This is a genomic window from Vibrio sp. Vb2960 (genome assembly GCF_033337665.1).
Classification (GTDB): Bacteria; Pseudomonadota; Gammaproteobacteria; order Enterobacterales; family Vibrionaceae; genus Vibrio; species Vibrio alginolyticus.
The window spans coordinates 194,799-213,343 of sequence record NZ_JAWORD010000007.1 but is presented as its reverse complement, the minus strand read 5'-3'; the positions used below and the strand labels follow the sequence as shown (position 1 = coordinate 213,343).

The window sequence follows — 18,545 nt, the reverse complement described above, 5'->3', positions numbered from 1 at the left end:
TGCGTTGGAGCAGGATTTGTGTGGTTTTGCTGTTTTGTTCACGTTTTGACCTATCCTTTCTCTTCCTAAGTTTGGCTTTTTGTATTTGCCGACTATTTTATTAATAGTTTTTTATGTTGAAAAAACACTTTTTGCATATGATATTGTTTGTTAAATGTTAATAAATGCACATGAATAATATGGTTAATGATCTTGTTTAGCTCATGTTTACTTTTAGAGCATTTTTCTAGTTTTATTGGTGCATGACGCACAAAAATAGTGTGATATGAAAATGGTTAAATACTTGTTAATGCATTTTTATTCGCTAATTGTGCGTTTATTTAATGTTTTTTCGGCGGAATATACTTTAATTGTTGCTTTTTTGTGTGATTTTTGCCAAATTATTTCCGCATTAAGATTTCAGAGTATTATTCTGAATTTGAACGGATTCATTCAGGTGATGAATGGTGCCTTTGGCATGATTCGATACCACAGACAAGGCAGTAGAGGTCTGAAATGTCACTATTAGAAGTGAAAAACCTTCGTATTGAATACCCATCCCGACACGGCGTTCACGCTGCCGTGAAGTCACTTTCTTTTCATATTGAACGTGGTGAAATCGTGGGTGTTGTTGGCGAATCAGGTGCGGGTAAATCCACCGTTGGTAACGCTGTTATCGATTTGCTTAGTCCCCCAGGTCGCGTTGCTAGCGGTGATGTATTCTTGGATGGAGAAAAAATTTCTGGCCTATCACCAGAAGCGATGCGTAAGGTTCGCGGCTCGAAAATAGGTTTTATTTTCCAAGATCCGATGACCTCGCTCAATCCACTTTTTACTGTTGAGCAACAGCTGAAAGAGACGATCCACGCTAACATGAAGGTCTCTGATGAAGAGGCGTATCAGCGCGCGCTTTCTCTTATGCAGCAGGTTGGTATTCCGCAACCAGAAAACCGCTTAAAACAGTACCCGCACCAATTCTCTGGTGGTATGCGTCAGCGTGTTGTCATTGCCATTGCTTTGGCTGGTGAGCCTGATCTCATCATTGCGGACGAACCAACTACGGCGTTAGACGTTTCTATCCAAGACCAAATCCTCAACTTGATCCGCGAGCTGTGTATCAAGAACAATGTCGGCTGTATGTTGGTTACTCACGATATGGGTGTCGTCTCCAACGTCACCGATCGCGTGGCGGTAATGTATCGTGGTGACTTGGTGGAGTTTGGACCAACAGCCAAAGTATTAGGCGATCCTGATCACTCTTACACTCGCAGTCTAATTTCAGCGGTACCACGTTCAGACAGAAAGCTAGATCGTTTCCCGTTAGTAAGCTATATCGAAGAAGCGGCGGAAATGGAGCCACTCGATATCAAGAACCACTGGTTAGGACAAAGCCAAGATGAGCGTGAGTACACTGGCCCGCTTTTGGACGTGAAGAACGTCAATCTTCGCTTTGTGACCAAAGACTCTTTGTTCGAGAGCCGCCGAGAATACGTGCAAGCATCTAATAATGTGAGCTTTGAAGTGCACGAAGGCGAAACCTTTGGTTTGGTGGGCGAGTCTGGTTCAGGTAAATCGACCATTGCACGTGTGATTGCTGGTTTATACCAACCTAACTCTGGTCAGGTGAAATTCGAGGGCATTGACCTGACCGCTTTAACCTCTGAGAAAGAGCGCCGCCCGATGCGTCGTCAAATGCAGATGGTGTTCCAAAACCCATATACTTCAATGAACCCTCGTATGAAGGTATTCGATATTATTGCTGAGCCAATCCGTTTCCATAAATTGACGAAAAACGAGTCGGAAACTCGCCAAATCGTGAATGACTTATTGGATCATGTTGGTTTGGGTCGAATGGCTGGGCTTAAGTACCCTCATGAATTCTCCGGTGGTCAGCGTCAGCGTATTTCTATTGCGCGTGCGTTGGCGACTCGTCCTCGACTTTTGATTTGTGATGAACCGACCTCAGCACTGGACGTATCGGTACAGGCACAAATTCTAAACTTGCTGAAAGATCTGCAAAGTGAGCTGAACTTGACTATGTTGTTTATCAGCCACGATTTACCTGTTATTCGTCAGATGTGTGACCGAGTAGGTGTGATGCAAATGGGTACACTTTTAGAAGTGGCACCAACAGAACAGTTATTCACGGCACCTCAACACGAATACAGCAAAAAATTGATTTCTCTGATGCCGGAGTTTACTGGCTTGCGAGAAGAGATCGAAACGGCATAAACCAAGCAATTCGCTTGGCTAACCTTTAGTCATAACAAAGACGCAAACACAACAACAAGGGATCCGTATCCCCGCATGAAGGAGTTATGCAAATGAAAACCATGAAAAGCAAATTAGCAGTGGCGCTAATGGCTGCGGGCCTAAGCTTTAACGCAATGGCAGCAGATATCAAAGTTGGCTATGCAGCTGACCCAGTATCGCTTGACCCACATGAGCAGCTATCAGGTGGCACACTGCAAATGTCACACATGGTATTTGATCCGTTGGTTCGCTTTACTCAAAAAATGGATTTCGAGCCTCGCCTAGCAGAAAGCTGGGAACGTATTAACGATACGACTGTTCGTTTCAAACTACGTGAAGGCGTGAAATTCCATTCTGGCAATACTCTAACGGCTGACGACGTCGTGTGGACGTTCCAGCGTTTACAAAGCTCTCCTGACTTTAAAAACATCTTCGACCCGTACGAAAAAATCGTCAAAGTTGACGACAACACGTTCGATCTTGTAACTAAAGGTCCTTACCCACTAGTGTTGCAAACCGCAACGTACATTTTCCCTATGGACAGCAAGTTCTACACGGGTAAAACCGCAGACGGCAAAGACAAGTCTGAACTAGTGAAGCACGGTAACTCATTCGCATCGACTAACGTTTCTGGCACGGGTCCGTTCATCGTGACATCACGTGAGCAGGGCGTAAAAGTGGAATTTGAACGCTTTAAAGATTACTGGGACAAAGAGTCGAAAGGTAACGTTGATAAGCTAACACTTGTTCCAATCAAAGAAGACGCGACTCGTGTAGCAGCGCTGCTTTCTGGCGGTGTTGACATGATTCACCCTGTAGCGCCAAACGACCACAAACGCGTTGAAGATGCTGACGGCATCGACCTAGTTACGCTACCTGGTACTCGTATCATCACGTTCCAACTAAACCAAAACAGCAACGAAGCATTGAAAGACGTTCGCGTTCGCCAAGCGATTGTTCACGCAATCAATAACGAAGGTATCGTGAAGAAAATCATGAAAGGTTTCGCAACGGCCGCTGGTCAGCAAAGCCCGGCAGGTTACGTGGGTCACGATGACAAACTGGTTCCTCGCTACGATCTGAAGAAAGCGAAAGAGCTGATGAAAGAAGCGGGTTACGAAAATGGCCTGACGCTAACGATGATCGCACCAAACAACCGTTACGTGAACGATGCGAAAGTAGCACAAGCGGCGGCGGCAATGTTGTCTAAGATCGGTATCAAGGTTGATCTGAAGACCATGCCAAAAGCGCAGTACTGGCCTGAGTTCGACAAGTGTGCGGCAGACATGCTAATGATCGGTTGGCACTCAGATACAGAAGACTCAGCGAACTTCAACGAGTTCCTAACTATGACTCGTAACGAAGAAACCGGTCGTGGTCAGTACAACTGTGGTTACTACTCAAACCCAGAAATGGACAAAGTGGTTGAAGCTGCGAACGTAGAGACGGATCCTGCGAAACGTGCAGAAATGCTGAAGGGCGTAGAAGTGACACTATACAACGACGCAGCATTCGTACCGCTACACTGGCAAAGTGAAGCATGGGGCGCGAAGTCTAACGTGAAAGCGGCAGACATCGTTAACCCAATGGTAATGCCTTACTTCGGTGACCTAGTGGTTGAATAATCACGGTTAGTCGACTTTGAGGAGGGATGGATTTCCCTCCTCAACTTAAAGCACTCGACTCAGTTTTGTTTCAGTCGGATTGAGTCGGTTATTTAGACTGAATTTTCTCTCTAATTTAGAGATCTATGGATAGTTAAGGGGCAAGGAATGTTTTCGTTTCTGGTCAAGCGCCTGTTTCAGGCACTGATAGTGATGTTTGTGATCAGTTTGGTGGCGTTTGCCATTCAGGACAACCTGGGTGATCCGCTGCGTGAGCTTGTAGGTCAGTCGGTTTCGGAATCGGAGCGTCAAGCGCTACGCGACGACTTGGGCCTGAACGATCCCTTTATCACAAAGTACACGCGCTTTGTGGGTAATGCACTGCAAGGTGATTTGGGTACCTCATATTTTTTCAAGCGACCTGCGGTTGAGGTGATTCTCGACAAGCTGGTAGCTACATTAGAGCTCGTGTTTGGCGCGACGCTTATCATCATTGTTTTCTCTATTCCGCTTGGGGTGTACTCTGCGATTCATCCTAAGAGTGTTTTTACCAAATTTGTGATGGCGATGAGCAGTGTCGGTATCTCGATTCCGGTGTTCTTAACCGCAATCATGCTGATGTATGTCTTCTCCATAGAACTCGGTTGGCTCCCTTCCTACGGACGGGGCGAGACCGCTAATGTGCTTGGTTGGGAATCTGGCTTCTTTACCATTGATGGTATCAAGCACCTTATCCTGCCGTGTATTGCGCTAGCGTCTATCATGTTGCCGCTGTTCATCCGTTTGGTACGTTCAGAAATGCTGGAAGTTCTGAGTTCGGAATACATTAAGTTCGCCAAAGCAAAAGGTTTGAACTTACAAAAGATTTATTACCAACATGCACTTAAGAACACCATGCTACCAGTATTGACGGTCGGTGGCGTGCAGATTGGTACCATGGTGGCCTACACCATTCTTACTGAAACCGTGTTCCAATGGCCGGGCACTGGCTTCCTTTTCCTAGAGGCAATCAACCGTGTAGATACACCGCTGATCACTGCCTACGTTATCTTTGTTGGTCTGATCTTCGTGGTAACCAATACCATCGTTGACTTGCTGTACGGCATCATCAACCCAACTGTGAACCTAACTGGAAAAGGAGCTTAATCATGAGCCAATCAAATTTAACACCAGCTCCTGCTCCATCAGCGTGGCAGCGTTTCAAAGAGTCAGATTTTCTGTATTACTTCAAACGCGACAAAGTGGCGATGGCGAGTTTTACCGTCTTTATGATGTTCTTAGTATTGGCATTGGCTGCACCGATTCTTGCGCCAACAGACCCGTACGATCTGACGTCTATCGACATCATGGATTCTGAGTTGCCACCTTCGTGGATGGAAGATGGCGATGAGCGCTTTGTGTTGGGTACTGACGAGCAAGGTCGCGATATTTTATCGACCATTCTTTACGGCTCTCGTCTGTCTCTAACCATCGGCTTCCTGGCGGTTGGCCTTCAGTTGGTACTGGGTATCATCATTGGTTTGTCGGCGGGTTATTTCGGCGGCCGTATCGATAGCTTCTTGATGCGTTTTGCAGACGTACAGTTGTCGTTCTCGACCATGATGGTCGCGATCATCGTGTCAGCTATCTTCAAAGCCAGCTTTGGCAGTGATTTTTACAGCCAATATGCGGTGGTCATGCTGGTGGTGATCATCGGTGTGGCAGAATGGCCGCAATACGCACGGACTATTCGTGCCTCGGTATTGGCAGAGAAGAAGAAAGAATACGTAGAAGCGGCACGAGTGATGGGCTTTAAAGCGCCACGCATCATGTTCCGTCACATCCTGCCGAACTGTCTATCACCAATCTTGGTTATCTCGACGGTACAGGTAGCGAATGCGATCATGTCGGAAGCGGCACTGTCATTCCTAGGTTTGGGTCTTCCTGTTGATCAGCCGTCACTAGGTGCGCTGATCAGCATCGGCTTTAACTACATCTTCTCAGGTGCGTGGTGGATTACTGCCTTCCCAGGCATCGTGTTGGTTACACTGGTTCTGGTTATCAACTTATTGGGTGACTGGTTACGAGATGTATTCAACCCGAAACTGTACAAAGGTTAAGAATTTTCCCGCCAAGCGTTGTAAATTCGCTTAATTCCTTCCTAAACTGAGAGCCGGATGCAAATTCCGGCTCTTTTTTTGCTAGTTATTCTTTGTTCACATTTTTTTGGCGCTTTGCCGCCATAATGACCTTACCCACTAATTTAGAGTGAAGTGTATGGAAATGAAGAAGGCACAACACCCATCTCGTATCTTCCAAGCAAGCCTAGCTTTCGGCTTGTTGCTGGTATGCGCCCAGTTTTCTAGCCCAGTATCGGCGGAGGAGTTCCTTTGCCAAGCCACTCAAGCCAGCGAGAAAGAATTACCGATGCTTGAGAAAACGTGCCCAATTGGTAACGGAGTATGGGGAAAGAAAGTGCCGCAGGGGGGCAACTACCTTTACTGGATTCAATGCGGATTGCTACCCAAGCCTATGTCTCTCGCGAAAGCTAAGCCGCTTTACAGCAAGATTACGACCGACGTGTGGATGAAGCCTGAATCCAAAGGTTATCGCTGTTTGATTGGGCCTTACAAAGATCTGTCTGATGCGAGGGGAGATTTGCGAGGAGTCAAAACCTTGTCGAATTACAAAGAGGCGTTCATCCGCGTGGTTGGAAAAGAGAATAAACAGTCTACGACACTATCTAAACCCGCTGTGCCGTCGAAATCAGCCGCATCTTCGGTTAAGCCAACACCGACGGTGACCCCGAAACCCGCGCCAGTTCCTGCTGTGCGAGCTGATACCGACGCCTTTAAAGCGCGGGCAGAGAAGCCAGATACCAAGGCAAAAAGTTCACGTGATAGCTCTTCGTCTACGCCTGTTGCTAAGACCAAAGCGAAGCCAATTGTCACTGGAAATGATGACATTGAAGTTCGGTTGAGAACTTCAGTACAGGGCAAAACGTACGTGGTCCCATATTTACTCGATCACCATAATCAGTTTTACATGGAACATGGTAAGCCGTGGAACCGCCTCAACTACGAAAACTCGCACAAAGTATGTCAGCAACTGGGTATGAACTTAGCTAACCCTGCAGAGTTTAGAGCGCTGAGGGCGTCTGGGGTGATGGAAAAAAATCAATGGCCACTGCAACTGCCGTATTGGGGCAAAGATAAGAAAGGTTTGTTCGCCGATCGTGAGCCCAATCAGCTCACCGGAACCTCATTATTGAACGTGGTGTGCGTGAAATAACGACTCAGATATTGCGGTCAAAATATAGAAGAAAGCCCCGAGTTCGGGGCTTTTTTGCGGTCTCAAATATTATCGCTATTTGAGTGGCGTTTCTTTGTGACAGTTAGAGCAGATATACACTTCTTTGATGCCGACCAATCGTTCCCAAAGTGTTCTGCGTCTTCTACGCAAATGCACGCTATCACAGCAAGGGTTAACGATGGTTGCTTTAGTCATCATCACCAGGCTCCAAAATCGGTAGTGAACTCGCGATGCTTGTCATGGCTTCTTTGCTGTTAGAGTACAGACCATATTCCGGCGCGGATTCATGACCGTTTTGTTCTTTACTCCAACGAATACCGATATAAAAATCACCAAAATCGCGGTTGATGTAACGATGACGAGTTTTGTAATCTGACTCTGAGCCTGTTTCTTCTAGAATCAGCAGTTCACGGTCTTCATCATTCTGGATTTCCCAATTACCTGGAGTTTGGAATCCTGTTGGCATGAACGAAGTGTAGTTGTAAGTATCAGTGTCGTATTCGTACGCACCTGACGAGTATTTCAGGACTGTGTCGTCGCCTGTGCCATTACTTTCTACCATCAAGTCATGCTCTACCGTGCCGTGTTTGATGTGTTCTGCAACCGAAAGTGATTCTGCAAATGGGGTATTGCTTGAGTCCATCCAGAACAGCTCATCATCTGAGATTTTAACGATCATTTGAGTGCCGTTATGCTCGGTTTTGTGCTGGTACAACATTTCATACTCGTCGCCGTAGCTGTTGTATAGCTTACCGTCTTTCAGCTCAACGTCGTTACAGTCTTTATTGTTGTATTCCGTGTAACCAGTTTGTTGGTCCAGATCGGCAAGAATGGCGTAAGCATCGTGTTCCCATGTGTCTTTTAGGAAGTCACTGATGTTCGCTTTGTACTCTTGATTCATCTCATCGTGGTTTGAACCCCAGCAGAATAGTAGGCCTTCAGAATCTTGCATCAACATGGCGTAGCCAATTTCACCATCTTTCTGTGCAAAGCTACCCATTTTCCATTCTTGACCGTTGAAGTGCTCGTGAGTGAAGCCCAAAGTCGGTACTACTGGTGGTGGCGTGACGCCTTCGATAACCGTTGGCATGCTGAGCGCAATTTGTACCGCGGTATGGCCATCTGTTGCGCTAATCGCAAGTACTGCTCCAGCTTCACCTGCTTTTGTTGGTGTGCCTTTAATGGTGATAATTGCATTACCATCCTCAGATACTGTTAGACCTTCAATGTCTACATAGTCCGCTGAGTAGTCGGTAATTTGACCGTCTTTATCTTGGAACAAACCAGAAATATCGAGTGTTTGTTCAAACACTTCACCTTGTTGTAGGTACCAACCATCAACGATGGACTGCAGACGCGCTTGTTCTGTTTCTACAACCATTGGTGGTAAGTTTGCCGATTCGATTTCGAACTGAAATACGGTGCTTACCGTACCCAAAACCTTACCTGACGAATCAATGTCTTGCGCCGTTAGAACAATCTCAAAATCACCAGCTTTCTCTACGATTGCAGTTGGATGTAGAACAATCAGGTTGCCAGTTTGCACAACTTCAATGCCTGTGCCTGCAAAGTTGTGCGTCAGTTTGGTTGTCACAAGGTTTTGGTCTTTGTCTGCAAATAGACCTTCAATGTCTAGCTCTAAGCCATCAAAGTCCACGCCTTGTACGATTTTTGGTAGTTTTTCTAGCTTATCTTTAGCTGCCTTTTCGACGATTTTGTTTACGGTTAGCTTGTTATTAACTGCCGTTTCAGGTGCTAAGGTGTCGCTGTGTGGGGTCGCGTCAGTGATGATTGGACGTAGATTTGGGTCATTGATGTTTTCGCCAGATGTAACAAGACGTTCCACTTCTTGGTTTGCCGCTTGAGCAAACTCCGTGGCTTTTTTCTCGTAATTCGTTGGGTTTTGTGCTTTCGAGTCGGTCAGAATCTGAGCGGTTTTATGTAGTTCGGCGTTTTTTGTCGCACCTTCAACAAAATCACTGTACAGATCAATTGGTGCTTCTTCTGAGCCTCCTAGCGCTTGGTTTACTTTCGCTTTCGCGTCTTCTTCACTAATGGCTGGATCTTTTGCCATTTCAATCGCCACAAGATCCGTGATAGGTGAAATCACGTTTGATGATGTTGGTGCACGGAATACGATTTCGTGCGCCATAGCTTGGCCTGGATGATCCATATCTACCGTGTATTTGCCAGCGTACTCTTTCGCATCCAAGGCGATGAGCTGTTTCTGCTTTGAACCGTTTGGTGTGATGGTCTGTAGCGCTAGAGTGCTTTCTGGTTTTGCATCCAATTTCAGTTGACCTTTCTCATCGGTCAGACCAAGGAATGTTTCTTGAGTGTCCCATTGGCCGTTGTTGTTCGTATCTTCAAAAACAACGGCATGCTTGAAGTAGCCGTCAAAACCTGTGATCACAACGCCGTCGTTAGCACTGTTTGAACCACCATCTGAACCGCCACAGCCTGTAAGAGCGATAGCCACTGACGCTGCTAGTAAACTCACCTTATTCATTATTTATTTGTCCTTGTTTCGTTTCCGAATGAGAAAGTCGCTTTTTTTATTCTTTTTTTCTTTATATCTCACTAGTGAGATATAAGAGAGTGGTGTCTTTTTAATGACTATTGAGCTTAGGTTCAAGACACGAAAATCCGCACAAAACCCGTAAAATTTATTTCTATTTTTTGTCTATGATGGAAAATTTATAATTTGATCACGGTTCCAGTTTTATTTTGGAAATGATTGTTTTGTTAAAATAACCACCTGTAAAAAAGGTTTATTGGGTGTCGCTAAGGACAGGGGCGTGATAAATCATGTTGATCTTAAATTCCTCAACGCGATCAGCAAATTGAGGGTGAGGTTTAAGCACATAACTGTAGACTTCGCCTGGAATGAATATGTCGTAATCTGTGTATTCAAGGTTGTAAAACATAAATGTTCGTTGCCAGTAATTATCTGGCCATTCAGCACAATGTATTGGATTTACGCCGTCAAAATCCATTGAGCTAGAGATAATATCGGCAAACTCGCCTCGCCCCGCTACGATAGAGCTGTACCAGTAAAATAAATAATCATGACAAAATAGGTCATGTTGATTTGATTTCATATTGAGATCAGAGTCCAGCTTGTGCACTGGTTCGTTACCCTGAACACTTCTATCAAATATGTAGTTGCTAGCAGTCCCGTTTATGTAACCCCCTCCTGAAATGGGAAAGAGGTAGTCAAACAACGTTCCTTGATATTCGTACTCACCAGTGTGGACATTGATGCGTTTTTCCATCGATTGCTTGTTTTTTTGCATGGTGTAGCTTTCGAATTGTTTACCATCAAACACGGTGGTGAAGTAGTTCCGAGTATCTTCATGAACCTGAGATGGGTATTCTTTTTTGATGGTCCAAATTTGGCGTACACCTTGGACATAAACGATCAACGAGTCATCACTGATTTTGTACTTGCCCACTTTTTTCAAGTCTCCCTTTTCAGGACACTGGCGTTTGTTGTGTGAGGCGGCATAACTTACTTCGCCCCCCTCAAACTGAAAGGCCTCGCAATACACCACTTCATACGCGTACGCGATACCTGCAAGATTTTGTGTCGTCTCTAGGCGATAAACTACATCGCCAACTAACGGGTGTTCTGTGTCATTTTGATCGGGTGTGATAACGGGTAACTCAAAGCGCGTTGTGACCCATGCATGATCGCTATTACCGTGATAATCATCGCGCGCTGCTACCGCCAAATATGTGGTGGTTTTTATTTCCTCAGGCGCTCCTTGCACCATCATTTGTTCTTGGTTGAGGACTCTTAACCCATTGGCGTTTTCAAGCCAAATCTGAGTGGTGAGGAGATCGCCATCTGGGTCTTCAAAAAGCTGGTTAAGGTTGAGCGAATAACTCACCGGAGAGTTTTGTTTCAGCTCCCAAGCATAAATAATGGTTTGTAGCTGCTGTTCCACAGTGAGGTTGATGATGGGTTTATTATTCTCTGATGGGTCCTCTTGTGGTCGGCTGTTCTTATCACCCAATGCTGACTCGTAAAACGTGTTGTCTTCTGTGGTATGAAATGGATTCGTAACAGGGCCTGGTTGTCCTAAAAGGGCGGAGTTAAATGCGTCATCTCCCATTTTTTTAGGAGTGCGATCCAACGCAGAACCTGTCAACGCTTGCTTTACTTCAACTAAAGATGTGCGCTCATATTGACGATGTGCTTGCTGGGTTGACTTGTCGGCGTTGTCTGACGAGTCTTTCACAGATGCCAAATTGTGTTTGTTTGAAATGAAGTAAATACCGAACAAACCGACGCATACTGCGCCGATTATCCAAAGCTTTTTGTTCATGATTACGTGTGCGCCATTCGTGATTGTAGCCAACTGCGAGAGAATTTGAGGTCTTTCTCTATCAGGCTTGCGCTGCACTCGAGTAGCTCACTGATTTCTTGGTTTTTCATGCCCATTAAATACTTGAGTTTGAGTGCGCTCGATTGGCGTGGATAGCGGCTACTGAAACTATCCAGAGCTTTATCCATGATAATCAATTGCTCGAAACGATCTTCTTCATCTCTCATCAATGTAATGTGTTGACGCTTTTGTGCTTGGTGCGAGCGTGCATTATCGATCAAGATTTGACGCATCACTTTGGCGGCCATCAAAAAGAAATCACGTTTTGTTTCAATTTCACTCATGTCGCAGTTGGACATTTTCAGGTAAGCATCATGAATCAATGCCGTGGTGCTGTTGACGCTGTCTGCCAATACTTTGTTGTCGGTGCCGTACTTTTCTGCATTTCGTTCACGCTCATGTTGGGCGATCTTACGCAACTGTAAATAAGCAAACTGATAGAGCTCGCTCTCAGCTTGTTTATCACCAGATTGCCATTGTTGAATGATTTGTGTCAGTGCTACTGCTGTTGCCATGGTTATACATCCTCGCTCACTTTGACAAATTCAGAAATGGTGTGGGTTTCAATGCGATCGGAACCGTCTTGGTTGCGCAGAACATTTTGTTGATAGCGATATAAAATGCCTTGCTCCCAAGTTGCACCAGCTGGCAAGTATTCCCAGGTGGTGTAATTGATTTCGGATGGGGTTGTTGACCAACGTACCATGACGTTCATTTGCGCGAGTTCGGCTTTGGGAGCGCTATTGTTGACCCACCACATGTCGGCAAATTCGCGGGTAACATCTTGGGTGTACAGGCTTGTTTCGGTTGGGCAGGTGTCCGTATTTTGCGGCAGTCGCATGACTTGTTGGTGGCGCATCAATAGGCACGATTGTGTCATGGACTGTTGGTGGTATTCGGTTTGCTGCCACACGCCGAGGTAGTCAATGTCGTGTTCGCTAGTATTGGGATACGTAAACCAGAGCATTTCTGTGCGGTTATTGTGTTGGATGTTTTTTTTACGCCCGAGACCTTGTACTTTTTCCATCAATAACTCGGTGCTCGGATCAAAATTGAGGGCAACGGAGCGGTACTTCCAGTCGCCTTCATCATCGAAGTCTTCGAGAGAGAAGCCATTCAAGTCGTTGCGGGTGCACCCTGTGATTGAACAACCAACGATATTAAACCAATCCGCAAACTTGCTTATCGGTTCGACGACATCTTCCGTGATAGGGCGTTTCATCGAGAGGAAGCAGCCTTGAAAATGATCGCCAATGCTTGGGTGTTCAATCAATGAGTCTTTGGTGATGGTGAATCGAGTTTCACCAATAGGAGGACGATATTTGGGATGATGCTGATAGCGTAGATCGTAAGAACAAGCGCGGCCTTGCCAATCCTTCTTTTTGATGACGATGTTTTTGAACGTCATGTCGCGAGGTTCAAAAATGATCTCATCAGAGGAAAAATTTTTTTCAATGTACTGCTGGCTTTCGTTTAGGTGCTCAATCGCCTCATTGACAGATACCCAATCGAGATTGAGGTAGCGTTTAGCGTCATCTAGGTAATTGAGATCAAGGCCTTTGAGCTGGCTTTGAAAGTGAGGATCAGACAGCACACGGTTTGCTAGGACAATTTCCTCACGATTCTCAGGCGTGCTGTCGAGAGAAAGCAGCAGACGCGTCATATTGATGCTGCGGCTAGGTTTGGTTGTCGCCATCGTCGGCGTCAGCACTTCTTGGCTTGATAAGGTCGTCAGCAGATAACCTTTATCATCGTTACCAAGGAAGAAGCTAATTACATCACCGGGTTGGTAATGAAATGCTCCTTGCTGAGTGACGCCAGTGATATTGGAACTGGTTTTGTAATACAGGCCAGTCACTGGGGCGTCGATAAAGTAGCCTTGCTTCAAGGTTGAAGCTGGTGGGTGTGAAGTGGCAGCTGAAACGTCTGCTGCCAACGTGGACGTAGCCGTCAATGCAGACAGCCAAAATACCACTGAATGTGTATACATCTTGTTTTAAGCCTTATTGGTTGGTGCTGTCCTTAGACGCACAATTTGGCTGACAACTCATTGGTGTAGTTAGGTGCTTCTCTGGCACCGGTGTCATCATCGCCAACAACATTTTTTGTTTTATATGTTTGGGGATATCTGGGTTAGAGAGTATCCGCCTTCGTGTTAACTCCATCATGGAGTTCACTGAGAGATGTTCGACATTTTGCCCCTTCGCGTGGAAGATGAGGCGAGTCATTTCGTACATCATATCTTCTGCAATCTTCTTCTCTTGTTGCAGCTGGATATTCTTTTGCATCATGGCGCTGCCAAATAACACACCAGAGAGCACAATGATGCCTGACAATACCGAAGCAAGGGGACGTCGCTGTACCAAGCGAAAGGCGCTATACAATGGCCAGTTTTTTTTCTGCTCGATTGGACGGCGTTCGATAATTCGTTCGATATCAATGCGCAATACTCTAGCATCGGTATATCGCATTTGAGTGGCAGGACGCGTTGCGCGTCTTATCACCCAGTAAACATCAGACCAAATTGTTGGTGATGGAAACATCAAAGCGAGAATTTTGCCCAAGGAGTACACGTCGCTTTGCTCTGTTAGAACCAGTCCTGCTTGCTGCTCTGGGCTGGCAAAATTTTGGCTAAACGCAATCAGCGCTGAGGGTGAATCTTCTCGGTTGGAGTGCGCTTTTTGAGTCAAGTTGAAGTCAAGCAGCTTGGGACGCTTGCTACGATCAATCAGTATATTTTCTGGTTTTAGATCGGCATGCAAAACCTGGTGCTGGTGGGCGTGCTCCATCGCCTGACAGATCTGCTTAAACAGCAGCAGCTTCTCCGTTTTTTCTAGCTTATTTTCAGATAGGTACTCATCCAAAGTTTGACCAAACACCCGCTCCATCACGATGTAAACCGAATCTTGATGGAGACCGCCGTCAAACACTTTCGCGATGTAAGGATGGTTTAGACGCGCGAGAAGTTGAGCTTCATCGAAGAGTGCGCGTTGCCCTAACACATTGCTCAAATTGCTTTGAATAAACTTGATAGCCAGATCTTGCTCGAACGTTTCATCTGCACGTAGAGCGGCGTATACGACACCCATGCCACCACGCCCCAACTCATGAGTTAGGCGGTACTTACTGATGATTTCTCCGCTTAGATCGACGTCTTGGTTCGTTGCCTGATGAGCACCAAAATAAAGTAACTGCGTTAGTTGTTCTTCCGGTGTCTCGTTGGCTAAAAGAGGAACGAGTTGTCGATACAGCTCAGGTTGACTTCGTTGCAATGCTTGGAGGTATTGCTGCTTTTGGGAGTCGTCCAGATCAAGCAGGTGGTAGTAAATCTGGGTTTCGCTAGAGCCTAACTGCACTGTGACTAATGTCTTATTCTTTTAGGTACGGCATTTTATAAGAACTTTGATATAAATGTCATTTATTTATTCGGTTTTGATTCACAATCCATGAAACGCAATTTGATGGCTAGTGGAGTAATAACGTCATGATTTTGCGAATTATTTTCACTGAGCTTGTCGGCAGAGAGTCTATTCGTCATAATGTTACTTGTAACATTACTGATAAATCACATATTTATGGCTCAACAGAATAAGAAAACTCGTACGACATTGCAGGATGTCGCAGACCAGGTTGGCGTCACGAAGATGACCGTTTCACGCTATATGCGTAACCCTGAATCGGTGGCAGAAAAGACTCGGGCCAAGATTGCGACTGCGATTGAAGAGATGGGTTACATCGAAAACCGTGCACCGGCGATGTTGTCAAAGTCCTCCAGTAAAGCCATTGGTATTTTACTGCCGTCTTTGTCCAACCAAATTTTTGCTTCCTTTGTTCAGGGCATAGAGATGGTGACCAAAGCCAATGGCTATGAGACGCTTTTAGCGCATTTTAGCTACGATGAGCTTGAAGAAGAGCGCAAGATCGCGTCATTACTCTCTTATCAAGTCGATGGGCTTATTCTAACTGAAAGCCATCACACGCCGCGTACATTACAGATGATCAAAAATGCGGGCATTCCGGTGGTCGAAACCATGGAACTGCCATCGGAGCCGATTGATATGGCGGTTGGACTCGATCATGAAGATGCGTCGTACACCGTGGTTAAGCAGATGCTAGATACGGGGAAGAGTACAATCGTCTATTTTGGCGCGCGTCTGGATACGCGAACCAAATTGCGGATGCAAGGTTACGATCGCGCGATGACAGAAGCAGGGCTAGAACCCAAACATGTATTAACTGGTGATCATTCTAGTTTTTCTTTAGCACATGATTTGCTCGAACGCGCACTGGAAACGCACCGAACGCTCGATGGGGTGTTCTGTACCAACGATGACATCGCAATTGGCACCATGCTGAGTGCGCAGCAACGTGGCATTCAAGTTCCACAGCAATTGGCAGTGGCGGGCTATAACGCGCTGGATATCGGTCAAACCATCAGTCCGAAACTGACCAGCGTTGATACGCCGCGTTTCCAAATTGGTGTAAAGAGCGCAGAACTATTAATTGCGCGCCTGAAAGGCGAAACGCAAGAAGAAAAAGTCTTCGATATGGGGTATCAGATCACGTCGGGAGAGAGTGTTTAACTAATTGTTAACTGCTCTTTGTATTCGCTCATCAATGGTATTGGTAGGTTAGGGTATGGCACATCAGCTGGATGCATTGGATCTCAACTTAATGCGTTTATTAAAAGCCGTGGTGGAAAACCGCAGCATCAAGCTGGCCGCAATGCAGCTTGGCATTTCTCAACCGAGCGCCAGCCGCGGCGTGATGAAGTTGAAGCAAGTGTTTGATGACCCGCTTTTTGTGCGTAAAGCACATGGGGTAGAGCCATCACCCATGGCGATTCGTCTCGCCGCCGAGTTCGACAATATGGTTGCGCCACTGGAAAAAGTGGTGCAAGAATTTGAAGTGTTCGACCCACTGCAATACCAAGGGCAGATTGCGATTGTAACTGATCCTTATTTGATGGATGAACAAGGGCAGCGACTGCTCACTGGTTGTCATCGAGCCTTTCCCAAAGCGCACTTTGCTTTTTCCAGCTGGAATACTTACTCGCACGATGAAATGTTAGAAGGCGAGCACGATTACTGCATTCTTGACCAAGAGACCGAGCTGTCGAAAGACATTTACATGCGCCCGTTATTCGTTGAAAAACGGGTGATTTTGGCGCGCAAAAATCACCCAACGTTGTCGAAAGTCAGCAATGATTGGGACACGGTGTCCAAACTACCACTTGTCTCTTTGCCTGCGCCCGCGTCATATAAACCGCTTTGTACCGTGGAGTCCGAGTATCGACGCATGGGTTATGAGCCAGTAGTGTTACTGAAGTCCTATAATTTGCGTTTGGCTTGCCAAATGTTGCAAGAAACCGACGCGATTATGTATGCCAGTCAAAGCTCGGCATTGTTGATGCCAGAACTCGCCTCTTACGCAATGCCACCCGTTAATCGTGAGTTCAGTCAGTTTGTGGTCTCTGGCGGTTTCCTTCAAACCAACCGCAACCATCCTTTGCACAGACACCTACATAAAGTGGTGCGACAAACCCTCAATACGCCGCTGATTTTTACGCAGTGACGTCACCTTATGGCATCAGCTGAATGAGAGAGCAGATGCTTTAACCTTATCAATGTTGTGTGATTACATAGACAACTTATTTCTTAAGATATTCAAAAATGAATATCTCAATTACCTGTCTCTTTTTCCTACCCAGCGCTAACCTTATCTCAAATAGTCAGGAGAAGTGGCTCATTTTTATCTTTTTAACTTTTTGAATGTCGATATAGGTACGCGGCATTCACCATTCTCCGTTATGCATTTTTTTAATTTCTGATGGAGGATTAATCATGCTAGTTGCACGTCTATTTTTATTGCTCGCCATCGTTGCCGAAGTGGCTGGCACCAGCACTATGTCTCTTATCGGACAAGGGCACGGGTGGTGGGGCTACATCGTAATGTATGTGCTGATCGCAATCTCTTACTACTTTCTCGCGTTTGCCGCGAAGAAAATATCTATCGGTGTGGCATACGCTGTCTGGGAAGGGTTAGGTATCTCGTTGATCACCGTGGTGTCGATCATCGCCTTTGATTCCAACTTAAACCATCAAGAGTTGTTTGGTTTGATGTTAGCCGTTGTTGGCATTGTGTGTGTGACCTTAGGGGAATCACATGGTCAACCTAACGCCAAGAAAAATGCCGATAAATCGGCAAAAGAACGTTCATTTTCTACTAGTACAAGGTGCGAATCATGAGTCAATTTTTTACGATGTCATTTGGATTTGTCGTGATGGCTGCCTTGGTCGATATCATGGCCAATATGGCGCTGACACGCTCAAAAGGTTTTAAATATAAAGGCTGGGGCATTGCGGCGATTGTGTTGGTACTGACAGCATTCACGCTGTTGGCACAAGCGGTGAAAGAGATCGACTTAGCCATTGCTTATGCCTCTTGGGGTGCGATCGGTATCTTGGGTACCGCAGTAGGTGGAGCCTTGCTGTTTAAGCAGAAACTCAAACCAATCGGCTGGTTTGGTATCTTTGTGGTGATTGCTGCCGTCGTGGTGATGAAGACCGCTTGATGTAATTTACTGAATGCTAGATATCGTCATTCTGAGCAGAAAGAGACGAGCGTGACTCAGAATCTACCAACAAAAAGTGCTGTGGCAGAGAAGATTTTCTCTGGCTTCACAGCACGTTGATATTAGATTCCTGATCTCGCCTAGGCTCGTCGGAATGACGGATTCACTTTTTTAGAAAGAGCAGTGACCAATCCCAAAGCTCGTCATTCTGAACAGCGAGGGACGAGTGTGATTCAGAATCTACCAACAAAAAGTGCTGTGGCAGAGGTGTTTTCTCTGGCTTCACAGCATCTTGCTATTAGATTCCTGATCTCGCTTAGGCTCGTTGGAATGACGGATTCACTTTTTAGAAAGAACCGCGATCAACCCCCAAAGTTTTTCATTCTGAACAGCGAAGGACGGGCGTGATTCAGAATCTACCAACAAAAAGTGCAGTGGCAGAGGAGTTTTCTC

The 18,545-nt window shown here is 45.9% G+C and carries 14 protein-coding genes; 9 read left to right on the top strand and 5 right to left on the bottom strand.

Translation table 11 applies throughout. From position 1 onward, the window contains the following. The first annotated feature begins 495 nt into the window (after positions 1 to 495). The 5 genes from R7O03_RS08535 to R7O03_RS08515 all read left to right on the top strand — a co-directional run bounded on the left by R7O03_RS08535 (position 496) and on the right by R7O03_RS08515 (position 7,106). On the top strand, positions 496 to 2,211 hold the full coding sequence (locus R7O03_RS08535; protein ID WP_005379108.1) for a dipeptide ABC transporter ATP-binding protein: 1,716 nt from the start codon (positions 496 to 498) through the stop codon (positions 2,209 to 2,211). Between the two features lie 92 nt (positions 2,212 to 2,303). Then, on the top strand, positions 2,304 to 3,857 hold the full coding sequence (locus R7O03_RS08530) for an ABC transporter substrate-binding protein (RefSeq protein WP_318131664.1): 1,554 nt from the start codon (positions 2,304 to 2,306) through the stop codon (positions 3,855 to 3,857). Between the two features lie 147 nt (positions 3,858 to 4,004). Beyond that, on the top strand, positions 4,005 to 4,982 hold the full coding sequence (locus tag R7O03_RS08525) for an ABC transporter permease (protein ID WP_005379110.1): 978 nt from the start codon (positions 4,005 to 4,007) through the stop codon (positions 4,980 to 4,982). Between the two features lie 2 nt (positions 4,983 to 4,984). Further along, positions 4,985 to 5,935: an ABC transporter permease gene (locus tag R7O03_RS08520; protein ID WP_033907403.1), complete on the top strand. Its 951-nt coding sequence runs from the start codon at positions 4,985 to 4,987 to the stop codon at positions 5,933 to 5,935. 157 nt (positions 5,936 to 6,092) lie between these two features. After that, entirely contained in the window at positions 6,093 to 7,106 is a 1,014-nt protein-coding gene (locus R7O03_RS08515) for an SPOR domain-containing protein (protein ID WP_318131663.1), read from the top strand. A 208-nt stretch (positions 7,107 to 7,314) separates the two neighbouring features. Here the strand turns inward: R7O03_RS08515 and R7O03_RS08510 are convergent, their stop codons facing one another. The 5 genes from R7O03_RS08510 to R7O03_RS08490 all read right to left on the bottom strand — a co-directional run bounded on the left by R7O03_RS08510 (position 7,315) and on the right by R7O03_RS08490 (position 14,874). Continuing rightward, positions 7,315 to 9,636: an acid phosphatase gene (locus tag R7O03_RS08510; RefSeq protein WP_318131662.1), complete on the bottom strand. Its 2,322-nt coding sequence runs from the start codon at positions 9,634 to 9,636 to the stop codon at positions 7,315 to 7,317. Positions 9,637 to 9,898: 262 nt separating this feature from the next. Next, positions 9,899 to 11,458 (bottom strand): hypothetical protein, encoded by a 1,560-nt coding sequence (locus tag R7O03_RS08505; RefSeq protein WP_318131661.1) that lies wholly within the window; start codon positions 11,456 to 11,458, stop codon positions 9,899 to 9,901. 2 nt (positions 11,459 to 11,460) lie between these two features. Beyond that, a complete protein-coding gene (locus tag R7O03_RS08500; protein WP_104979902.1) occupies positions 11,461 to 12,033 on the bottom strand; it encodes a sigma-70 family RNA polymerase sigma factor in 573 nt (190 codons plus the stop codon). Positions 12,034 to 12,035: 2 nt separating this feature from the next. Next, a complete protein-coding gene (locus R7O03_RS08495) occupies positions 12,036 to 13,508 on the bottom strand; it encodes a chromosome partitioning protein ParA (protein WP_213893882.1) in 1,473 nt (490 codons plus the stop codon). Positions 13,509 to 13,521: 13 nt separating this feature from the next. Continuing rightward, positions 13,522 to 14,874, bottom strand: coding sequence for a serine/threonine-protein kinase (locus R7O03_RS08490; protein ID WP_318131660.1), 1,353 nt, complete (start codon positions 14,872 to 14,874; stop codon positions 13,522 to 13,524). Between the two features lie 219 nt (positions 14,875 to 15,093). On the opposite strand from R7O03_RS08490, the gene R7O03_RS08485 reads away from it, so the two are divergent. The 4 genes from R7O03_RS08485 to R7O03_RS08470 all read left to right on the top strand — a co-directional run bounded on the left by R7O03_RS08485 (position 15,094) and on the right by R7O03_RS08470 (position 18,092). Next, the gene (locus tag R7O03_RS08485) at positions 15,094 to 16,101 is read left to right on the top strand and encodes a substrate-binding domain-containing protein (RefSeq protein WP_268206439.1); all 1,008 of its coding nucleotides are present in this window, start codon (positions 15,094 to 15,096) and stop codon (positions 16,099 to 16,101) included. A gap of 55 nt (positions 16,102 to 16,156) precedes the next feature. Beyond that, positions 16,157 to 17,092, top strand: a complete 936-nt coding sequence (locus R7O03_RS08480) for a LysR family transcriptional regulator (RefSeq protein WP_005379132.1) — start codon at positions 16,157 to 16,159, stop codon at positions 17,090 to 17,092. Between the two features lie 269 nt (positions 17,093 to 17,361). Further along, positions 17,362 to 17,766 carry an SMR family transporter gene (locus tag R7O03_RS08475; RefSeq protein WP_318123666.1) on the top strand — a complete coding sequence of 135 codons (405 nt, stop codon included), beginning with the start codon at positions 17,362 to 17,364 and terminating at the stop codon, positions 17,764 to 17,766. After that, positions 17,763 to 18,092, top strand: coding sequence for an SMR family transporter (locus R7O03_RS08470; RefSeq protein ID WP_005478614.1), 330 nt, complete (start codon positions 17,763 to 17,765; stop codon positions 18,090 to 18,092). The genes R7O03_RS08475 and R7O03_RS08470 overlap by 4 nt, the downstream gene beginning before the upstream one ends. The last annotated feature ends 453 nt before the right edge of the window (positions 18,093 to 18,545 follow it).